The sequence below is a fragment of the Staphylococcus sp. HMSC034C12 genome, from assembly GCF_001835895.1.
Taxonomy (GTDB): Bacteria; Bacillota; Bacilli; order Staphylococcales; family Staphylococcaceae; genus Staphylococcus; species Staphylococcus hominis.
This window is the reverse complement of record NZ_KV826307.1, coordinates 168,772-187,658: the sequence shown is the minus strand read 5'-3', so window position 1 is coordinate 187,658 and position 18,887 is coordinate 168,772. Positions and strand designations below refer to the sequence as shown.

Below are 18,887 nucleotides of genomic sequence, written 5' to 3'. Positions count from 1 at the left end.
AATAGTAATACAACACATAAGAGATAATAAAGGTATGTGGCGTTCAATAAACTACTTCCCTTTTTTATCTCTTTATTTATGAAAGGAAATGACCTATGACACAACTCTCTTTTTATATCGTAAGTGATATACACGGCTATATTTTTCCCACTGACTTTTCAAAAAGAAACCAAAATCTTCCTATGGGATTATTAAAAGTAAATCAACTTATCGAACAAGAACGTCAACAAGATGACTATAGTTTTAAAATTGATAATGGTGATTTTTTACAAGGTTCTCCTTTATGCCATTACCTAGCAACTGAAGAACAATCAAGTCAACCTCTTACGGATATTTATAATTGTCTTAATTTTGACTTTGGTACATTAGGTAATCATGAATTTAATTATGGATTACCTTATTTACAAAATACTTTAAACCATCTTCATCATCCTATCTTGTGTGCAAATATTTTTGATTACAATAACGCACCTTTGACTGGTCAAGGCGTAAGTTATTTTAAACGTGGCGAGATAACTATTGGCGTCATTGGATTAACAACACAATTCATTCCAAATTGGGAACAACCTGCCCATATTAAAGGATTAACGTTCAACAGTGCAGTTGAAACATTAAAATGTATTTTACCAGACGTTCGTAAAAAATCAGATGTTGTCGTTGTGTCTTATCATGGCGGTTTTGAAAAAAGTCTTGATACTGATATACCTACTGAAGAATTAACTGGAGAAAATGAAGGATCTGACATACTAGAACGTTTCCATAAAGATATTGACGTGCTTATAACAGGACACCAACATCGTGATATTGCAATGATAAAAAATGACACCGCTATTATCCAACCAGGTACACGAGGTACAGAATTTGGTAAGGTGACATTAACTTTAGATCATGAACATCGAATTACAGATAAACAGAGCACTCTTGTATCTGTGCCCTCTCATCTTTCATTAACATTATCTAACAACGATCATTCACTTTTAAATGAACTTGAAGATTGGCTTGATACGGACATTACAACATTATTAGAACCAATGCTAGTCACTCATCAATTCGAAGCTCGAACGCACCCTCATTCACTTATTAATCTGATAAATTATATTTTGTTAGAAAAAAGTGGTGCAGATATAGCAAGCACTGCACTATTTGATTCAGCTAAAGGCTTTAATCAACAAGTCACAATGCGAGATATCATTAATAACTATCCTTTTCCTAACACATTCCAAGTTTTAGAACTTAATGGCAAAGGAATTAAAGCCGCTTTAGAAAAATCAGCAAGTTATTTTAGTGTAAGTGACAATAATGAAATCACAGTCAGTGACACATTTTTATCTCCAAAACCTCAACATTTTAATTATGATATGTATGGAGGAATCTCTTATACCATTCATGCTGGTGCACCTATAGGACAACGTGTTTCAGATATTAAAGTCGGCGATTCACCTTTAGAAGACACAAAAACGTATACCATATGTGTGAACAACTATCGTGCAGTTGGAGGCGGAGATTATAAAATGTTTGCAGAAGCGCCAGTCGTTAAAGATATTCAAGAAGAAGGCGCACAAGTACTAATTGATTATATGACGCACCACGATTTATCTCGTATTCCTCAAGTTGTCGATTTTAAGGTTGTTCTTTAACATTCACTTTACATTTTATGGTGTAAAATATAGTTGACTACTATTGAAAGGATTGAGAAACTTGAGTGAATTTTTAGCAGCAATCGTAGGTGGTGTTTTCGCACTTATTGGAACATTTTTAGGTATTAAATATCAATTTACAAAACAACAAGCGGAAAAAAAGGAAGATTATAAAAATGACATCATGAGTATGATTGACCTAACCGCCTATAAAGCCTCAAAAATATGTAAGGTTGACTTAGGTGAAAAAGGCGCAAAATATAATAAACAACAAACATTAGAATATTGTGAAGATATTACCCAATTATTTAACAAACTAGATCATCAAATCCAAGAGTTGTTAGGGACAATGAGCCATCACGAGGAAGAAGCCAATGCACCTATTCGTGCGTTATTAAATTGTTATGAAACACTTGAAAGTTATATCTCTAAATTTTCTATAGCTGCTCGTATTTATGGAGATTATTTTGAAAAAAGTGATTTCGACCGTACAATCATTGTGAAAACGAAAGATAAATTAGATAAAAACATTTCACATTTCATCAATGATTTACGTCAATTTTCTAAAAATCATTTTAATCACGAAATGTATGAACCAACATTAAAAGTTAAACCTGAATAGCAAATAAGCGTTCTAAATTGAAAAAGTCCAATTTAGAACGCTTTTTATTAGTGATTAAACGTTATATGTTTTTTTTCATAAAAATGATTAATTGTATTAATTATAATTCCTAAGATAATGATCCCGCCTGATACAAATGTAATCGTAAGATATGAGAATCCCATTGATAATAGTATTGATCCCACAATTGCACCTAAAAAGTTTGCAATATTAAAGACTGAAGCTGCAAGTGTACTTGCAAGTAATGGTGCCTCATGTGCACTTAAAATCACTTTACTATTTAATAGAGGCGTTGTACCGAAAGTGCCGAAACCAAATAAGAAACAAATAATAATTGCTAAAATCGCACTATGCACTGCTGTTACAAATAAAACAATCGTTATAAACAATAACACAAAGGTATAGAACAAGTACTGGGTAAGTTTATGTTCTGGTACATTACCTGTAAGCAAGTTACCAACCACACCGCCAAGGCCAAACATAAATAAACATACAGTTAAACCAACAATTCCAAATGGTGCATATTTATGAATCATTGGCTCCATAAACGTATAAGTTGTGAATACGCCTGAATAACCAAAGACAATAATTGCCATTACAATTAAGATATGTGGATTTTTAAATAGTTTTAATTCTTTTTTCACACTCGCTTCTGTACTCAAAGCGACATGAGGTACAAACTTCATCATTCCTAACATAGTAATGACAGCTAACAAAATCATGACGCCAAAGACAAAGCGCCAATTCGCAAATCCACCTAAAAATGAACCGAATGGCACGCCAATCATCACTGCAATTGTTAATCCAGCTTGAACTAGAGCAATCGCTTGTGGTTTTTTACCCTGTGGCGCAACGGCTGCCGCCACACTCATACATACGCCAAAGAAAGGCGCGTGCATAGAGGCTGACAATAATCGAGATAACAGTAATATTGGAAAATTCGGTGCTAACATCCCTATTATATTACTTATAATAAAAATGGCCATCAATACTGGGAGTAAACGTTGTGCGCGCACTTTTAAAGTAAATACACGCATTAATGGACCGATTAATGCAACACTAATTGCATACACACTAATTAATAACCCTGCACTCGAAATAGGCACTTTCATATCGCTTGCAATTTGAGTTAATAAACCAGTAACAACATATTCTGCCATTCCAACTGTAAATGTACCTAACATAAATATGAAGAACATCATTCTGTTATCTTTCATTATTGTTTCCTCCTTTTTCTCTCTAAAAATCATATGAAAGATATACTACACAAAATTACATTCTCTGTGAAGAGATTTTTTTAAATTTTTTATTTCTCAAAAATATAGTAATGACAAGTTTTCATATTTTTTCATTATGTTAAAAGTAAGACAATTTCAAAAGGCTTAACTAAAGTTTTATATAATCTAATTTCTATTAATATATGTATTTATATTCAATGTATTGAATATTGTATTTTATAAAACATTTTTCCTCGGTTGACGATGAATTAACATTAATGCCACAACAACGCATAAACCTCCTAAAATTAAATGAAGCGTGAAGGGCTCTCTTAATCCTATAATTGAAAATAGTGTCGAAAATAGTGGTACTAAAAATAAGAAACTACTCGCCGTAGTTGCCCCTCGTTGGCTTAAGCTATAAAACCATAATCCAAATGAACCTACAGAAGCTGGAATAATAAGCCAAAAGAACCATATCCATCCCCAATGATTAAGCGAACTAAGTGTATAATGTTCTTTTAAAACGAGACTCATTATCAGCATAAACATACCACCGAATAATAGTTGCCATCCTGTTAAAACCCAGGGCCCTTTATCAAACACTACCTTTTTTGTCACTATTGTATTGATTGACCAACATAATGAACCAGCTAGTGCAAAAAGCGTCCCCCATCCAAATAATGTTTCATCTAATCCGAGACATAATCCTACTCCAAACACACCAAGTATAAGTGAAGTAATTTTAATTTTTGTTAACCTTTCATCTAAAATAAAATGTGCTAAAAAGGCCAGCCATAGCGGGTTCGTAAATAATAGAATAGATGATATAGAAGAAGACACGCCAAATGCCATTGCAAAATTTAATAATCCCATCGTCCCTGCTGTTTGTAAAAATCCAATAACGAACACTAATATAAATCCTTTATAACTATTCCCTTTACTTGTGGGTAGAATGCCCCTTTCCCCATTTCTCATAAATGTAAGGATTAACATCATACATCCTGCGATAACAAATCGCCATCCACCAAGAAGCATAGGTGGAACATGTTCATTTGAAATTAAATATTTGCCAGTTGGAAAAGATGATCCCATAAAAATAGTCGTAAAAAGAATGGACATATAAAATGTTATTGAAGTATTTAAATGTTTTTTCACTGCTGTCGTCTCCCTATTTTTAATTAAAGATAATTGAGATATATTTTGTCTTTAAATACAATTATATAGGAACTACTTTATTTTTTAAATATAATATAAAAATATTATATAATAGGTTTGATAGGAGGCTTATATATGAAATTATCTACCGGTTGGGAACAAGCAATATATGTCTTATTAATTTTAAACCAACTCCCTCGTCAGTCAGTAATGACATCTACCGCTTTAAGCAAGCGACTTAAAGTTTCTGATTCTTACTTAAAAAAAATAGTAAAAGCATTAGTAAAAGAAAATTTGGTATATTCAACAACTGGTAAAAATGGAGGATTTACACTTAGAAAAAAACTCAAAGATATTACTTTTTACGATGTCTTTTTAGCTATTGAAGGTCGTGGCAATATCTTCTCAAGTCAACATTTACTTACCAACTTTTTAGGAGAAAAAGAAGGACACAAAGCACAACAATGTAACATCAGTATAGCTTTAAATCATATTGAACATACATTGATTTCTACACTTTCTAATATAAATTTAGACGATATATATCAAGATATTATCAAGCTTTATAATCTTGAAGACATTACACAGTGGATAAGATTAAATAGTAAGACGCTTTAGACATCCGGATGTCTAACATCAGACAATCGTTAGTCTTACCCATAATTTACTTTAGATACTTTTTGACAAATATATTTGTCAAAATGACTATGATAATATACACTGATTGTGAGGAGATGATGATGATTGCGAAATCGATTGAAAGAATTACGAGCAAGAGAAGGTTATAATCAAACGCAACTTGCTAAAAAAGCAGGCATCTCACGTCAAACTGTATCTCTCATTGAAAGAAATGACTTTACACCTTCTATTTTAACTGCTATAAAAATAGCTCGTATTTTTAATGAACCTGTTGAATCTATCTTTATAATTGAGGAGGAAGATTTATGAAAATAGGTCGTTTTATAATCACTTTGTTAATTGGCGGACTGATTGGAGGATGTATAGCTTTATTCATTGACTACAACCATAGCTTTCACTTCTTTGGAAATTATCATTATGCTACACATTCAAATGTCATTTTAATCTCATTAATCTGTGTGGCACTTATCCTAGTCTTAAGTATGTATTTAATTATGATTCAAAAAAAGGCCGTTCATTACAAACGTTTATCCGAAACACATATTGATGAAGATGAGGCGGATTCATATGATAAGAAAGCTAATTTAGCATATATGCAAAATTCATTTATTTATTATCTAGAATTAACAATTAGCTTTATTGCTCTTTTTATCATTGTCTTAGGAAATGGAAATTCTAGTGCTAGTAGTTGGGCATTACTTCCTTTTATGACAACGATTATTTCCTCGGTAATTACAGGATTATTTTATCGTAAATTTGATTCTCGCTATCCCAAATTAGGAGAAAAAAATTATGCTGAGAAATTAATTAATATTTTAGATGAAGGAGAACGACATATTTACTTTAACTCCTTGTTCAAAACATTCTATATTAACCTATCTTTAATTATGATTGGTGCAATATTTTTAGGCTTTTATTCATTAGAAACTGGCCATTCCCAAACATTAGGGATCTTTATTTTAATCATTTTGTTTATTTATAATGGATTTAGTCATTTATTAAAAACATATAAATTTTATCATTCATAGTTTTCATTTCTATAAAGAAAGGATCATTAGATGACACATTTACTTCAAGTACAACAACTTAATAAATCGTATAAGAATTCAAATTTCGAATTAAATGATATTTCATTTACTTTAAATCCAGGTGAGGTCATTGGCTTAATTGGTAAAAATGGATCAGGTAAATCCACACTTATTAACACATTAGTGGGTAATCGATTTAAAGATTCAGGAGAGATTTCTTTTTTCAATCAAATTATTTCCGAAAAAGATAAAGATTATAAAGAACACGTGGGTGTAGTTTTTGATGATTTACGTGTACCGAATAAATTGACAATAACAGAGATTGATAAAGTATTTTTAAATATTTTTAAACATTGGAATAGTGATCAATTTTTCAATCTTATTCAATCATTTGAATTACCTAAAAATAATCAAATTTCTACTTTTTCTAGAGGGATGCGCATGAAAGCAGCATTAGCCATCGCACTTTCTCATGAGACAAAATTATTAATCTTAGATGAAGCAACAGCTGGTATGGATGTTTCAGGACGAGAAGAAGTGTTAGAAATTCTCGAAGATTATGTATCAAAAGGGCATGGTATTTTACTTTCATCTCATATTTCAGAGGATATGGAACAACTTGCTACAAAACTTATTTTTATGCGCGATGGTCATATTCTTTTACAAGAAGACAAACATATATTACTAACTGATTATGGCATTATCGAAACAGATGAAACTTCCCCTTTAGACTTACCTCAAGAGGTAATCATTGCTTCACGAATACGTCATGGTCAACGTCAAACGTTAGTCAAGCAACGTCAACACTTTGAACAAGCACGCCCGCTTCAAAGTATTGATGATGCTACAAAATTAATTATGCGAGGTGATAAATAATGAAAGGACTTATACTTAGTAGTTTTTATGCTTCTAAAAAATCGCTCATAACCTATTTAATTATTGGTATCGTATTAAGTATTGTGTTTGCATTTTTTAGTCCAATGATGTGTTGTTTCATGCTAATGGTCATGTTATTATCTCCCGTATCAGATAACTTAAAACGTGAAAAAGATTCTAAATGGATGTACTATGTGTCTACCCTTCCTACACATAGACATACTTATGTAAAAGCATACTTTGCCTTTTATGGTTTACTCATTTTACTTGGTTTGATAATTGGCGCCATCATTTGTCTTATCGTGACTCAAGATATTATGGTTACATTATTTTCAGCATTCATAGGTATTGGGATGGCTTGTACGTATGCATTAATGTTTCCACTCACATTTAAATTTGGTCCTGAGAATTCAAATGTCATTATGCTTACTACAGCAGTTGTTGCTGTTGCATTATTTTTATCCATGTGGTTCTTTGCTGTTATGCCAATACTCATAAAAGCAGGTTCAATAAGTAAAATCGCTTCAAACCCACTCGTTTTAGTAGCAACTGGTAGTTATGCATTGCTTGGTGTTATTATTTTTGTCATTTCTTATTTTTCATCACTATCTATTTTTAAGAAACAAGAACTATAATCACCAACGTGTGTTCATTGAAGAACACACGTTTGCTCTATTTTATATTTTGGATACATATTGATTAAGGAGGAGAAACTATGGATATTAAAGCAATTGAAGATTATTTAAATATTGAGTCTCAACGTTATCCTCAACCTACTTTAGATGCACTTAACTATTATATGGAACGCTTTATGCTAACCGTTCCTTTTGAAAATATTAGTGTTCAAAATAAAGAAAAGATTTCAGTTGATTTAGATTATTTATTTAATAAATTTATATATCAACATCGTGGTGGGTTTTGCTATGAAATGAATCACTTCTTCGGTAGCTACTTAGAAGCTAAAGGTTTTAAAGTGTTTCGAATGTCAGCAACCGTTCATCAGCCTAATGGCAACTACAGCCCTAAAGGCTCTCATTTATCACTAGTTGTTCTTATTAACAATGGTTACTATATTGCTGATGTGGGATTTGGCGATTTACCATTACAAGCACTCCCAATAACTTCAATTGAAGCGACACAAATTGTGTTTGAAAAGACAGGTCAATTTCGTGCCATTTTTGAAACCCCTACGACGTATCTTCTTCAAAAACTGGAAGAAACAACGTGGATAACACGTTATAAAGCAGAGTTTATTTCTCGTGATATTCATGATTTTGATAAAATGATTAACTACAATACCTCACATCCTGAATCTATATTTGTAAAGCAACTCATGATTACAAAACCACAAAATTTTGGTCGAGCTACGATGTCTTATCATCACCTTACCCTTACTAAAAGATATAAAAAAGAGCAATTCGCTGTCACACGTGAAAATTATAAAGATTTTTTAAAAACCTATTTTAATCTTGACGTTACTATTCTTCCTTTAGAAAAGTGAATACATTTACTACTGTCGCGTAATAATAGCAATGAGGTAAAAACCATGTCCGATATCGAAATTATTGAGCAACACAAAATAACTTAAAAAATATTTATCTTTGATGAACCTACAACAGAACTTTACGAAGACGATTTATCTATTCTCGTTGAATGCTTTAATCATTTGATTGATAAAGGGAATACTGTTATTTTAATCGAACATAATTTAACAATGATGACAGAAGCAGATGGATTTATTGACATTGGACCATTTGCTGGTAAACATGGAGGACAATTATTGTATGCTGGAGAACCTAAAGGACTCCTAGATATTAACAACTCTGTTACAGCAAAACATTTAAGACGATATATTGAATAATAATGATTTAACCCCCGCATGCCCTCAAACACGCGGGGGTTAACATTTACCTACACACTATTATAATAATTTATGTTGCTTCAAGAGTTCTTCTACAAACGTACCTTTTATTTTTTTCAAGAACGTGTGTAATGCAACTTGTTGTATTTTATTTTGCTCGGCTAATGTTTTCAAGTCTTTACGATCATTAAGTTCATACATCGCATCTAATAAGACACGAATATCAAATTCTGTCGCCATGACTTCTGGAACACCTCTATCTATGTCCAGTAATTGATAAACTGCTTCCATCGCTGTTCTTACAGAATATTCTGTAGTAAACACTGTATCTCTTTCTGTCTCTGCGAAGTTACCAATGAAGGCTAAGTTACGAGAGTGCTGAGGGACAACAAGTGGTCGATCGCCAATCGCTCTTGGCATGAAATATGAACAAATATAAGGCATATATACAGGAATCGTATTACAATGTTGTGTTGCGAGGCATTCTATTTGATCAATAGGTAATCCCATATGATATAACCATTCTTGACATATTTCATGACCACTACATTCAACAATCGGTTTATGGATATAATCGCCCTTCTCATCTGAATATAAAGCGTATACCCATACACTCACTTCATCTTTAGGTTGTTGTTTGAATTGTTGTTGACGATTCACAGTAAAACTCATTTGCCATTTAGAATCGTTCACTGTGATAATCCCACCTGTAACTGTTTTTCCAGCTAATGGATCCCGTTTACATAAACGTTCGATAGCTTCAATGACCGTCTTGTTATTTGTCGTTACCGTTGCTGAGACGAACCAACTTTTATCTGGTAAATCTTTATAAAACTTTTCAGGATTACCAAACTCAGGGCTTTGTTTGGCTAAGTTACGCCATAAGTTCCAACTTCCGCCAATATCTTTTGTAGGAGGTGCGGGTGTGTCATTATCACCATATGTTGAACTTTCTGTGATACTACCATTAGTAATAAATACGAGATCATCGGGTGTGAGCTGAATCGTTTCTTTTTTACCATTTCGTTTTAGTTCAATTGTTTTAGCAACTTTGTCTTTGGTAGTAACATCTACTTTAACGTCAAGCACTTGAACATTATATTCAAATTGCACACCATGGGACGTTAAGTATGCAACCATAGGGCGTACGAGTGATTCGTATTGATTGTATTTAGTAAATTTTAAAGCACTAAAATCAGCTAATCCTCCAATGTGATGCACAAATCTCATTAAATAACGACGCATTTCCATCGCAGAATGCCAAGGTTCAAATGCGAACATCGTTTCCAATAAATCCAAAAGTTCGAATTCATGAAATCCTCTGACAAGACATCTGAAATTGTTACATCATTTAAATCTTCTTCTTTCATCAAACATAATTGAAGTATGTCTTTCATTGCTTGTTTCGTTAAAGTAAAGTCTCCGTCTGTAGGCAAGCGTTGACCCCTTTCTTCAATAACACGACATCGTGAGTAGTTTGGATCTTCTTTATTTAACCAATAAAACTCATCTAAAACTGAAGCATCTTCAATTTCAAGTGATGGGATGGAGCGAAATAAATCCCATAAACACTCGAAATGGTTCTCCATTTCTCTGCCACCACGCATGACATAGCCTTTCATTGGAAGTTCAGTTCCATCCAAACTTCCACCAGATTTAGATAATTCTTCTAAAATGTGAATGTTTGACCCATCCATTTGCCCATCTCTAATTAAAAAACATGCAGCAGCTAAAGAAGCCAATCCAGAGCCAATTAAATAAGCAGACTTTTGTTCTACATGTTCAGGTTTCTTCGGACGTGCAAATGCTTCATAATTTCCATTACTATAGTACATATGATTCACTTCCCAATTTATATTTTTTAGTTATCTATGAAAAGTAGTAAACTATAAGTAAATGCTTTAGAAATTAATCTACCCTTCGCTTATATTATAATCATTTTATAAAATATTATTGTGAGTCAGTTAAGTGAAAATGTAACTTAAGTGACATTTTTGATAAAATGTCCTAAATGAGAGGTGAACAACATGAATAATCAAGATTTACGTGTACAACGAACAAAAAAAGCACTCATTACTACATTCTCAGATTTGCTTGAAACGAAATCTTTTGACAATATCACGATTCAAGATTTATGCGAAAAAGCAAATGTACGTCGTTCTACATTTTACCGTCATTTCAATGATAAGTATGATTTACTTAATCATATTGTTGGTACATTAATTGAATATTTTCGAACGTTACATTTGCCTGAAATTGATCCAAAAGATCCGAGACAATTTTTCAATAAATTTATGAAAGATATTTTACTTTTCATTAGTGATAACAAAGCAATGGTAAAAAGTGTCATTTCTATCAATATTTATAGTGAAGTTTATCAAATTTTATATAATCAAATTTATGCAGTGGTTAAACGACAAATTGAATTTGATAAACAAATTGGACAATTTTACATAGATGAGTTCATTTATGGAGAATTTCTAGCTGGAGGCATTTTAAGCGTTATTCTAAACTGGATTCAGTATGGTCAACAATCCATTGATGACGTGTCTTCAGATATCGTTACCATGATTTGTGGAGCGAGAGAAGTTCATTTAAAGTTATTAAAATAAAACGAGAGCGGGAAACAAATATCGTACTGACTTATTAAATTGTTTGACATTCATCTCACAATTAATAGTACGGTAAAGTGTATCCCGCTTTTATTTAGAACCATTTCCATACTTTTTTAGCATTTACTCGTGGATACGTCGTTTCTGGTAAGAAATCACGTTTATAATGCACATAGGCTTTTCCATCTTTATTGATTCGTATATCCCATTTTTTGTTATCTTTAGGAACGGTATCATATAAATTTTTATCTACTTTATATGTCTTACCGTCAATCTTATGTTCTCCTTTAGATAATACTTTTTTGTATTCATATTCTTCGCGATAATGTTTAAAAATCGCATTCCCTATTCGATTACGATTGTATTTGGCATTATTATCCATATACGGTGCCACATTCATAACCACTTCATTGAGTCGAAGGTGATTTTGTTGGTTAGTTAAAGCAATATTATATCCTTTATCACTCGTACCCGTTTTCAATCCATCTGTACCTTTTAAGTAAAGTGGCTCATGTTTAATTGATAAATTAGTATTGTTAAAAGTATAACCTTTTTGAGTATCTTGACTAAGTTGCGTTATGTTTAAAATTTTCGGATGTTTGGCGATTAAGTGATGAGATAATATCGCAATATCTTCTGACGTACTTTTAGGATAAATATCTTTTCTATATTTCTTTGGTGCTTGTTGTCCAAGTAAATCATTAGCAGCACCTGCTGGATTCACAAAATGTGTATGTTTCATATGAAAAGCCTTAGCTTGTGCATTCATTTTGTCTGTGAACGTTGACGTATTGCCGCTCACTTGTTCTCCTAAAATCATTGCGGCTGAATTGCTTGAAGGTAAGGCTGCCTGTGTTAATAAATCTTTAATAGTATATATTTGACCTTGATTTAAAGGGACAGATGTTAAATTTGGCTTTTTAGATAATTGATCATACGCGCTCGTGATTTTAACTTTATCGTCTAACTTAAGTTTTCCTTGATGAACTGCTTCTAATGTTAAATAAAGGGTCATCATTTTAGACAAAGAAGCAGGATCCGCTTCTTTATTTCCTTGGAAATTATATAATATTTGGCCTTGTTGTGTCGTAAGCGTTACACCATCAGGTTCATAATTTGAACTTACTGCGACATTACCTTCTTTATTTGTAATATCAACGGGTGTTTCTGCTGCATGAGAGATTGACGTTCCTAATAATGTAAATAAACTAAGTATTCCAATACTTTGTGTTACTTTCAAAAACATTATATTACCTACTTTTTATTTTTATAATATTGTATAATATATTTTATAACAACTTTATAGGCGAATTACAACTAAGTATCTAATATATATTCTTTAATTATAAAATAAAAAAGAGTTGAACAAATGGTCTTATGAATTTTGTCCAACTCTTTTGTTTATAGCATACTATTGATAGGATTTATCTCCTTTAAAATATTGACGATCTTTCTCACTATACACCTTACTCGGATCTAAAAATGGCTTTAATTTATATTTAAAATCATATAAATTTAATCCATCAATCGCAACACGATCTTGATAGACACTATCATTGCCGATATCTGTAAAATTATTTGGTCCTACACCTGCTAAAAATTTAAATCCTTCATCATGAACAAGATATTGATATGCTTTAGACCCTCTATCTTGAGCACCGTGTGGATATATAAATAAGTCTGTTTTTCCTATAATGGGCTCTACTTCGTTTTTCCAACGTTTCGTGTCACGAACAATTTGATGATATGAGCTATTTGCAAAATCGATATGTCCCCATGAATGACTTGCAAATGTCCAACCATCTCGTTTCATTGCTTTGACAACTTTTTTAGCATCTTCTTTACGTTTTAGATAATCTTTATTATTTAACTCATTTGTTCGATAACCTAACACGCCATTGTATCCTGTTAGCGCAACGACGCCTTTTTGACCATTGAGTGAAAAGTCAGGATGGTCTTTCACGAATTGATTCAATATAGGTACAATATCATTTGTTTCACTTGTTGTTACCTTACCATTTTTATCTTTAGTTTCAGAAACGACATGTTGTTTCTGATCTAACACTAAACGATCTGCATATCCATGACCTCTCATGTACTCATAATAATTCATATCATCAATGGATAAAATTAATGGTTTCTTACCTTTAGGTAATTTTAATTCTTTTCTAGTAACTGTCTTTCCTTTTAAATCATAAGCCTCATGTGGATCTATTAATATGTAATGGTGTTTATAGAGTTCATTTAATGAACGCTTAAACTCATCAGCTGTAATCATCCAATCAAAATTACCCTTAGCTTGATTCTTCTCTTGTGTAAAAGCTACTTTAGGTTCAGTAATCACTGGATGATAAAATACATGTGCAATATCACCTTGATACACTTGCCAATCTTTTTTATTCTGAGTACTTTTTTTCGCATATATATTTGCGATATTTTCTTTATCCTTTTTAGTGTCTTTCTTTGATGATGACAATGTTGAAAATTGACATGCACATAAAACTATAGATATTAAAACAATAAGCGTGCTAAGTAAATATGTCTTAGTCATATAGTTACTCCTTTAAGTTATATAAATATTATAATACCTTCCAACATTATATAATAATTTTATATTATTTATAATAGATGTGTTTCAACTTTTGAATACGCTTATTTTAAAATAGACTTAACACGTTTATATACAAAACCTACATATCTAAATCTTGAGCTATATCATTTATTGTGGGCATACCACCTTGTGCGCCAAGTGCTGTAACTGAATGACTAGCGGCGACATTAGCAAATGCAATAGCTTTAGCAAGTGAATAGTCTTTTTGTAATCCGACTGCAAGCGCACCATTAAATGTATCCCCAGCGCCTGTGGTATCTTTTACTTCTCGTTCAATTCCTTGAATTTCAATTTGTTCTAAACCATCGTAAAATACAGCACCTAATGCACCTTGTGTCACAATCAATTTATCAGGATAACGTTCTAACGCTTGATCAATGTCTCCTTCAAACATATTTTCACTTTCAGTTTCATTTGGTGTTAAATATGTTACTTGTTCCAATATATCATCTGAAATGTCTCTATATGGAGCTGGATTTAAAATAGAAGTAAGTTCATGTTCATAGCAATAATGAACAGTGTGAGCAACAACATCAGTTGGAATCTCTTGTTGAAGTAACACAATATCTCCTTTATTTGCTTTTGACAAAGCTGAGTCTACCAAAGAGACTGTGACTTTATGATTTGCTGAAGGTACAACAATAATACTATTATCATTATCAGCTAGTGTAATGTGGGCGGTACCTGAAGGTCCTTTTACTTTTTTTACATATTCAACATTTACATGATTATGCTTTAGATTTTCAAGAATTTGTTTACCTAACATATCATCGCCAATACACCCTACCATGTGAACATGGTCACCTAATCTTGCTGCTGCCACTGCTTGATTCGCGCCTTTACCGCCTGGTGTAGTGAAAAATGTATTTCCTAATACTGTTTCACCTTTACTTGGCACTTGGTCAGTCGACACAACCAAATCCATCGACATACTTCCCACAACATAAATACGTTTCATATTAACCCTCTCCTTTTTCTTTCTCATCCATATCATATCTAAATTAGCATAAATAATAAAAAAAGAGTGAGACAACACATTCAAAAAGAAATGCGGTCTCACTCTCATTAATATGTTCTAACTTTTAACTTCATGTTGCTCTTTACCTGCAAACATCACAAGCCACGTTGCAAAAATAAATGGAGCGGTGAAAATAGGAAGACCAATTGGAGCTAATGTTGTAGCTAATGCACCATGCATCACTACTGTTAATAATAAACCAGTAATCACTGCAAGAATCCGACTGAATTTTGTTTTAAACGTCGCACCCAAAGCAATACCCGTTAATATTGAGTTATAGCCATACAATCCATCAGTAATAGTGGGATAGTCTCCACCTAGTAATGTGATACATATCACTGCTAAAACACTTGATACTACTGCATAGATTCCGCCTTTTACTGAACCAATAAAAATACCAATCATAATTAACAGACTACCCATGATTGATGTCACTAAGAAAATTTCACTAAAATTTGTAATGATACCACTAATAAAATTCACATGTGAATGACTGATGTCTGGATGTTTAATTTTAGTAGGCAAAATATCTATTGTGATATGCATTTTTGAAAATTGCATGCCCATTGCTAAAATTAACCAAGTCATAAAGACAAATGGAAAAGTTAACATGGGTAGACCATATGGTTTTAAAATTTCTCGGATTGCAGCTCCAACTGGTAAAGTAAGAATCGTTGCCACAATAAGTACAATCCAGTTCATTAAAGATACTTCTAAGAATAATGCTAACCCGATTGCTGTTAATACTGAATTGTATCCAGCTAATCCATTATTAATTTCATCCTCACTATAATTAAAGTACGGCGCTAGAACAAGTGCAATGAGACTTCCCACTGCTGCTCCTAATCCAACTTTCCAATTTGCAATAAATAATCCTATAAGAATACACAGCCCTGACCATTTATTATTCATAAATACGACTTGAGCAATATTTTTTAAGAAAATCTCTACATATTTCATAAACTCACCTTTATTATTTTATTCATTTCCTTTCTAATTATTATATCTTTTAAACACTTTTGTAACATTAAAAATATATACAAATTTAATTTAAAAAGTGATTTTAAATAAATTTAAAAGATAAATTACTTGTTAAAAATATTCTACAGTTTTATGATTAATGTTGCAGTACTTATTTTTAAAAGAAAGAAGGTATAACAGTGCATTTTACTCAACGAGAACAAGATAAATTAATGATCGTGGTAGCTGCTGAAGTAGCGCGTCGACGCAAAGCACGTGGCTTAAAATTAAATTACCCAGAAGCATTAGCACTTATTAGTGATGAATTACTAGAAGGTGCACGTGATGGTAAAACTGTAGCTGATTTAATGAGTTACGGTAAACAAATTTTAAATAAAGATGATGTCATGGAAGGTGTCGATAGCATGTTGACTGATATTGAAATTGAAGCAACATTCCCAGATGGAACTAAATTAATCACTATTCATCATCCAATCGTGTAAGGAGGATTTTTAAATGAAACCTGGTGAAATTAAAATAAAAAATACAGAAGTTGAAATTAATCAAGGTCATTTTGAAACAGTGATCAATGTTAAAAATACTGGAGACCGTCCAATTCAAGTTGGTTCACATTTCCATTTCTTTGAAGCCAATGAAGGTTTAAAATTTGATCGGGAAAAAGCATATGGCAAACACTTAGATATTCCTGCTGGTGCTGCTGTTCGTTTTGAACCTGGTGATGAGAAAAAAGTTCAACTCGTTGAATATGCTGGTAACCGTAAAATTTATGGTTTCAGAGGTTTAGTTAACGGTGAAATTGACGAAGATCGCGTTTATCGTCCAACTGGTGAAAATGATGAATATGCTGCGCCAAAAGGTGATAATGGCGAAAAAAATGTGAACAAAATGGGAGGTAAACAGTAATGAGCTTTAAAATGACTCAATCTCAGTATACAAGTTTATATGGTCCAACTGTTGGCGATGCAGTACGACTAGGTGACACTAACTTATTTGCAACTGTTGAAAAAGATTATGCAAATTACGGTGAAGAAGCAACGTTTGGTGGCGGTAAATCTATTCGTGATGGCATGGCTCAAAACCCTAACGTTACACGTGATGACCGCAAAGTGGCTGACTTAGTATTAACAAATGCATTAATTATAGATTATGACAAAATTGTTAAAGCAGATATCGGTGTTAAAAATGGTTATATCTTTGCAATTGGTAAAGCAGGTAACCCTGATATCATGGATAACGTAGATATTATTATTGGTTCAACAACTGATATTATCTCTGCTGAAGGTAAAATCGTAACAGCTGGTGGTATCGATACACACGTTCACTTTATTAACCCCGAACAAGCAGAAGTTGCGCTTGAAAGTGGTGTGACAACACATATTGGTGGTGGTACGGGTGCATCAGAAGGCGCTAAAGCTACAACCGTTACACCTGGACCTTGGCATATCCATCGTATGCTAGAAGCTGCTGAAGATTTACCAATTAATGTTGGTTTCACTGGTAAAGGACAAGCTGTAAACCACACTGCATTAATTGAACAAATTCATGCTGGTGTGATCGGTTTAAAAGTACATGAAGACTGGGGTGCAACTCCTTCAGCGTTAAGTCATGCATTGGATGTAGCAGATGAATTTGATGTACAAATTGCATTACATGCTGATACATTAAATGAAGCTGGGTTCATGGAAGATACAATGGCCGCTGTAAAAGACCGTGTTTTACACATGTACCATACAGAAGGTGCTGGCGGTGGACATGCGCCAGATTTAATTAAATCTGCATCGTATCCGAATATTTTACCTTCATCTACAAACCCAACATTACCTTACACACATAATACTGTAGATGAACATTTAGATATGGTTATGATTACACACCATTTAAATGCATCTATCCCTGAAGATATTGCTTTCGCAGACTCACGTATTCGTAAAGAAACGATTGCAGCTGAAGACGTATTACAAGATATGGGTGTATTTAGCATGGTAAGTTCTGACTCTCAAGCTATGGGACGTGTGGGTGAAGTCATTACACGTACATGGCAAGTAGCTCATCGTATGAAAGAACAACGTGGTGCTCTAGAAGGTGATACTGACTATAACGATAACAATCGTATTAAACGTTATATCGCAAAATATACAATTAACCCTGCGATTACACATGGTATTTCTGACTATGTTGGATCAATCGAAAAAGGTAAATTAGCTGACTTAGTTCTATGGAATCCAGCTTTCTTCGGTGTAAAACCTGAACTTGTTGTTAAAGGTGGATTGATTAACTCAGCTGTGAATGGTGATGCAAATGCTTCTATTCCAACATCAGAGCCTATGAAATATCGTAAAATGTATGGTCAATATGGTGCAAATAAACAACACACTGCGATTACATTCGTTTCTAAAACAGCATACGAAAATGGTATTTATAACCAACTAAACTTAGAACGTATGGTTCGACCAGTCCATGGTATCCGTAATCTTACTAAAAAAGATATGAAAAATAACGATGCAACACCTAAATTAGATGTTGATCCACAAACATATGAAGTATTTGTAGATGGTGAAAAAATCACAAGTGAACCAGCAACTGAATTACCATTAGCACAAAGATACTTCTTATTCTAGGAGGTACTC

General features: G+C 32.7%; 18 protein-coding genes and 2 pseudogenes. 13 read left to right on the top strand and 7 right to left on the bottom strand.

Features of this window, described 5'->3' with window-relative positions; genetic code table 11:
* Positions 1–95: 95 nt before the first annotated feature.
* Entirely contained in the window at positions 96–1,637 is a 1,542-nt protein-coding gene (locus tag HMPREF2629_RS01860) for a bifunctional metallophosphatase/5'-nucleotidase (RefSeq protein ID WP_070813107.1), read from the top strand.
* A gap of 61 nt (positions 1,638–1,698) precedes the next feature.
* Positions 1,699–2,259 carry a hypothetical protein gene (locus tag HMPREF2629_RS01855; RefSeq protein WP_017175501.1) on the top strand — a complete coding sequence of 187 codons (561 nt, stop codon included), beginning with the start codon at positions 1,699–1,701 and terminating at the stop codon, positions 2,257–2,259.
* Positions 2,260–2,306: 47 nt separating this feature from the next.
* On the opposite strand, the gene HMPREF2629_RS01850 is transcribed toward HMPREF2629_RS01855, so the two are convergent.
* Together HMPREF2629_RS01850 and HMPREF2629_RS01845 are read right to left on the bottom strand one after the other, a co-directional pair.
* The gene (locus HMPREF2629_RS01850; protein ID WP_070813106.1) at positions 2,307–3,476 is read right to left on the bottom strand and encodes an MFS transporter; all 1,170 of its coding nucleotides are present in this window, start codon (positions 3,474–3,476) and stop codon (positions 2,307–2,309) included.
* Between the two features lie 237 nt (positions 3,477–3,713).
* A complete protein-coding gene (locus HMPREF2629_RS01845) occupies positions 3,714–4,634 on the bottom strand; it encodes a DMT family transporter (RefSeq protein WP_002488263.1) in 921 nt (306 codons plus the stop codon).
* Positions 4,635–4,769: 135 nt separating this feature from the next.
* Here HMPREF2629_RS01845 and HMPREF2629_RS01840 point away from each other — a divergent pair, with 135 nt between their 5' ends.
* The 7 genes and pseudogenes from HMPREF2629_RS01840 to HMPREF2629_RS01810 all read left to right on the top strand — a co-directional run.
* A complete protein-coding gene (locus HMPREF2629_RS01840) occupies positions 4,770–5,252 on the top strand; it encodes an RrF2 family transcriptional regulator (protein WP_002449396.1) in 483 nt (160 codons plus the stop codon).
* A 126-nt stretch (positions 5,253–5,378) separates the two neighbouring features.
* Positions 5,379–5,582 carry a helix-turn-helix transcriptional regulator gene (locus HMPREF2629_RS01835; protein WP_002449521.1) on the top strand — a complete coding sequence of 68 codons (204 nt, stop codon included), beginning with the start codon at positions 5,379–5,381 and terminating at the stop codon, positions 5,580–5,582.
* A complete protein-coding gene (locus HMPREF2629_RS01830; protein WP_002454713.1) occupies positions 5,579–6,301 on the top strand; it encodes a DUF3169 family protein in 723 nt (240 codons plus the stop codon). The genes HMPREF2629_RS01835 and HMPREF2629_RS01830 overlap by 4 nt, the downstream gene beginning before the upstream one ends.
* Positions 6,302–6,331: 30 nt before the next feature.
* Entirely contained in the window at positions 6,332–7,177 is an 846-nt protein-coding gene (locus tag HMPREF2629_RS01825) for an ABC transporter ATP-binding protein (RefSeq protein WP_002449350.1), read from the top strand.
* The gene (locus HMPREF2629_RS01820) at positions 7,177–7,812 is read left to right on the top strand and encodes an ABC-2 transporter permease (protein WP_002449477.1); all 636 of its coding nucleotides are present in this window, start codon (positions 7,177–7,179) and stop codon (positions 7,810–7,812) included. Before HMPREF2629_RS01825 ends, HMPREF2629_RS01820 begins: the two co-directional genes overlap by 1 nt.
* A gap of 80 nt (positions 7,813–7,892) precedes the next feature.
* Entirely contained in the window at positions 7,893–8,678 is a 786-nt protein-coding gene (locus HMPREF2629_RS01815; RefSeq protein WP_064207151.1) for an arylamine N-acetyltransferase, read from the top strand.
* 90 nt (positions 8,679–8,768) lie between these two features.
* Positions 8,769–9,038, top strand: a pseudogene (locus HMPREF2629_RS01810) (excinuclease ABC subunit UvrA); the annotation flags it as partial.
* 60 nt (positions 9,039–9,098) lie between these two features.
* On the opposite strand, the pseudogene HMPREF2629_RS01805 reads toward HMPREF2629_RS01810, so the two are convergent.
* A pseudogene (locus tag HMPREF2629_RS01805) lies at positions 9,099–10,873 on the bottom strand (oleate hydratase).
* Positions 10,874–11,065: 192 nt separating this feature from the next.
* On the opposite strand from HMPREF2629_RS01805, the gene HMPREF2629_RS01800 reads away from it, so the two are divergent.
* On the top strand, positions 11,066–11,650 hold the full coding sequence (locus HMPREF2629_RS01800; protein ID WP_002449257.1) for a TetR/AcrR family transcriptional regulator: 585 nt from the start codon (positions 11,066–11,068) through the stop codon (positions 11,648–11,650).
* Positions 11,651–11,744: 94 nt separating this feature from the next.
* Here HMPREF2629_RS01800 and pbp4 read toward each other — a convergent pair whose 3' ends face one another.
* The 4 genes from pbp4 to yut form a co-directional block, all read right to left on the bottom strand.
* A complete protein-coding gene (pbp4, locus tag HMPREF2629_RS01795) occupies positions 11,745–12,896 on the bottom strand; it encodes a penicillin-binding protein PBP4 (RefSeq protein WP_049434720.1) in 1,152 nt (383 codons plus the stop codon).
* A 165-nt stretch (positions 12,897–13,061) separates the two neighbouring features.
* Entirely contained in the window at positions 13,062–14,201 is a 1,140-nt protein-coding gene (locus tag HMPREF2629_RS01790) for a polysaccharide deacetylase family protein (RefSeq protein ID WP_049437011.1), read from the bottom strand.
* Between the two features lie 139 nt (positions 14,202–14,340).
* Complete coding sequence (locus HMPREF2629_RS01785) at positions 14,341–15,219, bottom strand: ribokinase (protein ID WP_049434716.1); 879 nt, start codon at positions 15,217–15,219, stop codon at positions 14,341–14,343.
* Between the two features lie 117 nt (positions 15,220–15,336).
* The gene (gene yut, locus HMPREF2629_RS01780; RefSeq protein WP_049434713.1) at positions 15,337–16,239 is read right to left on the bottom strand and encodes an urea transporter; all 903 of its coding nucleotides are present in this window, start codon (positions 16,237–16,239) and stop codon (positions 15,337–15,339) included.
* Between the two features lie 200 nt (positions 16,240–16,439).
* Between yut and HMPREF2629_RS01775 the strand changes: the two genes are divergently transcribed.
* Genes HMPREF2629_RS01775 through ureC form a run of 3 tightly spaced genes read left to right on the top strand, consistent with a single transcriptional unit; the run spans position 16,440 to position 18,878 of the window.
* On the top strand, positions 16,440–16,742 hold the full coding sequence (locus HMPREF2629_RS01775) for an urease subunit gamma (RefSeq protein WP_002449337.1): 303 nt from the start codon (positions 16,440–16,442) through the stop codon (positions 16,740–16,742).
* Between the two features lie 13 nt (positions 16,743–16,755).
* Complete coding sequence (locus tag HMPREF2629_RS01770; RefSeq protein WP_017175515.1) at positions 16,756–17,163, top strand: urease subunit beta; 408 nt, start codon at positions 16,756–16,758, stop codon at positions 17,161–17,163.
* Positions 17,163–18,878, top strand: coding sequence for an urease subunit alpha (gene ureC / locus HMPREF2629_RS01765; RefSeq protein WP_049415848.1), 1,716 nt, complete (start codon positions 17,163–17,165; stop codon positions 18,876–18,878). Before HMPREF2629_RS01770 ends, ureC begins: the two co-directional genes overlap by 1 nt.
* The last annotated feature ends 9 nt before the right edge of the window (positions 18,879–18,887 follow it).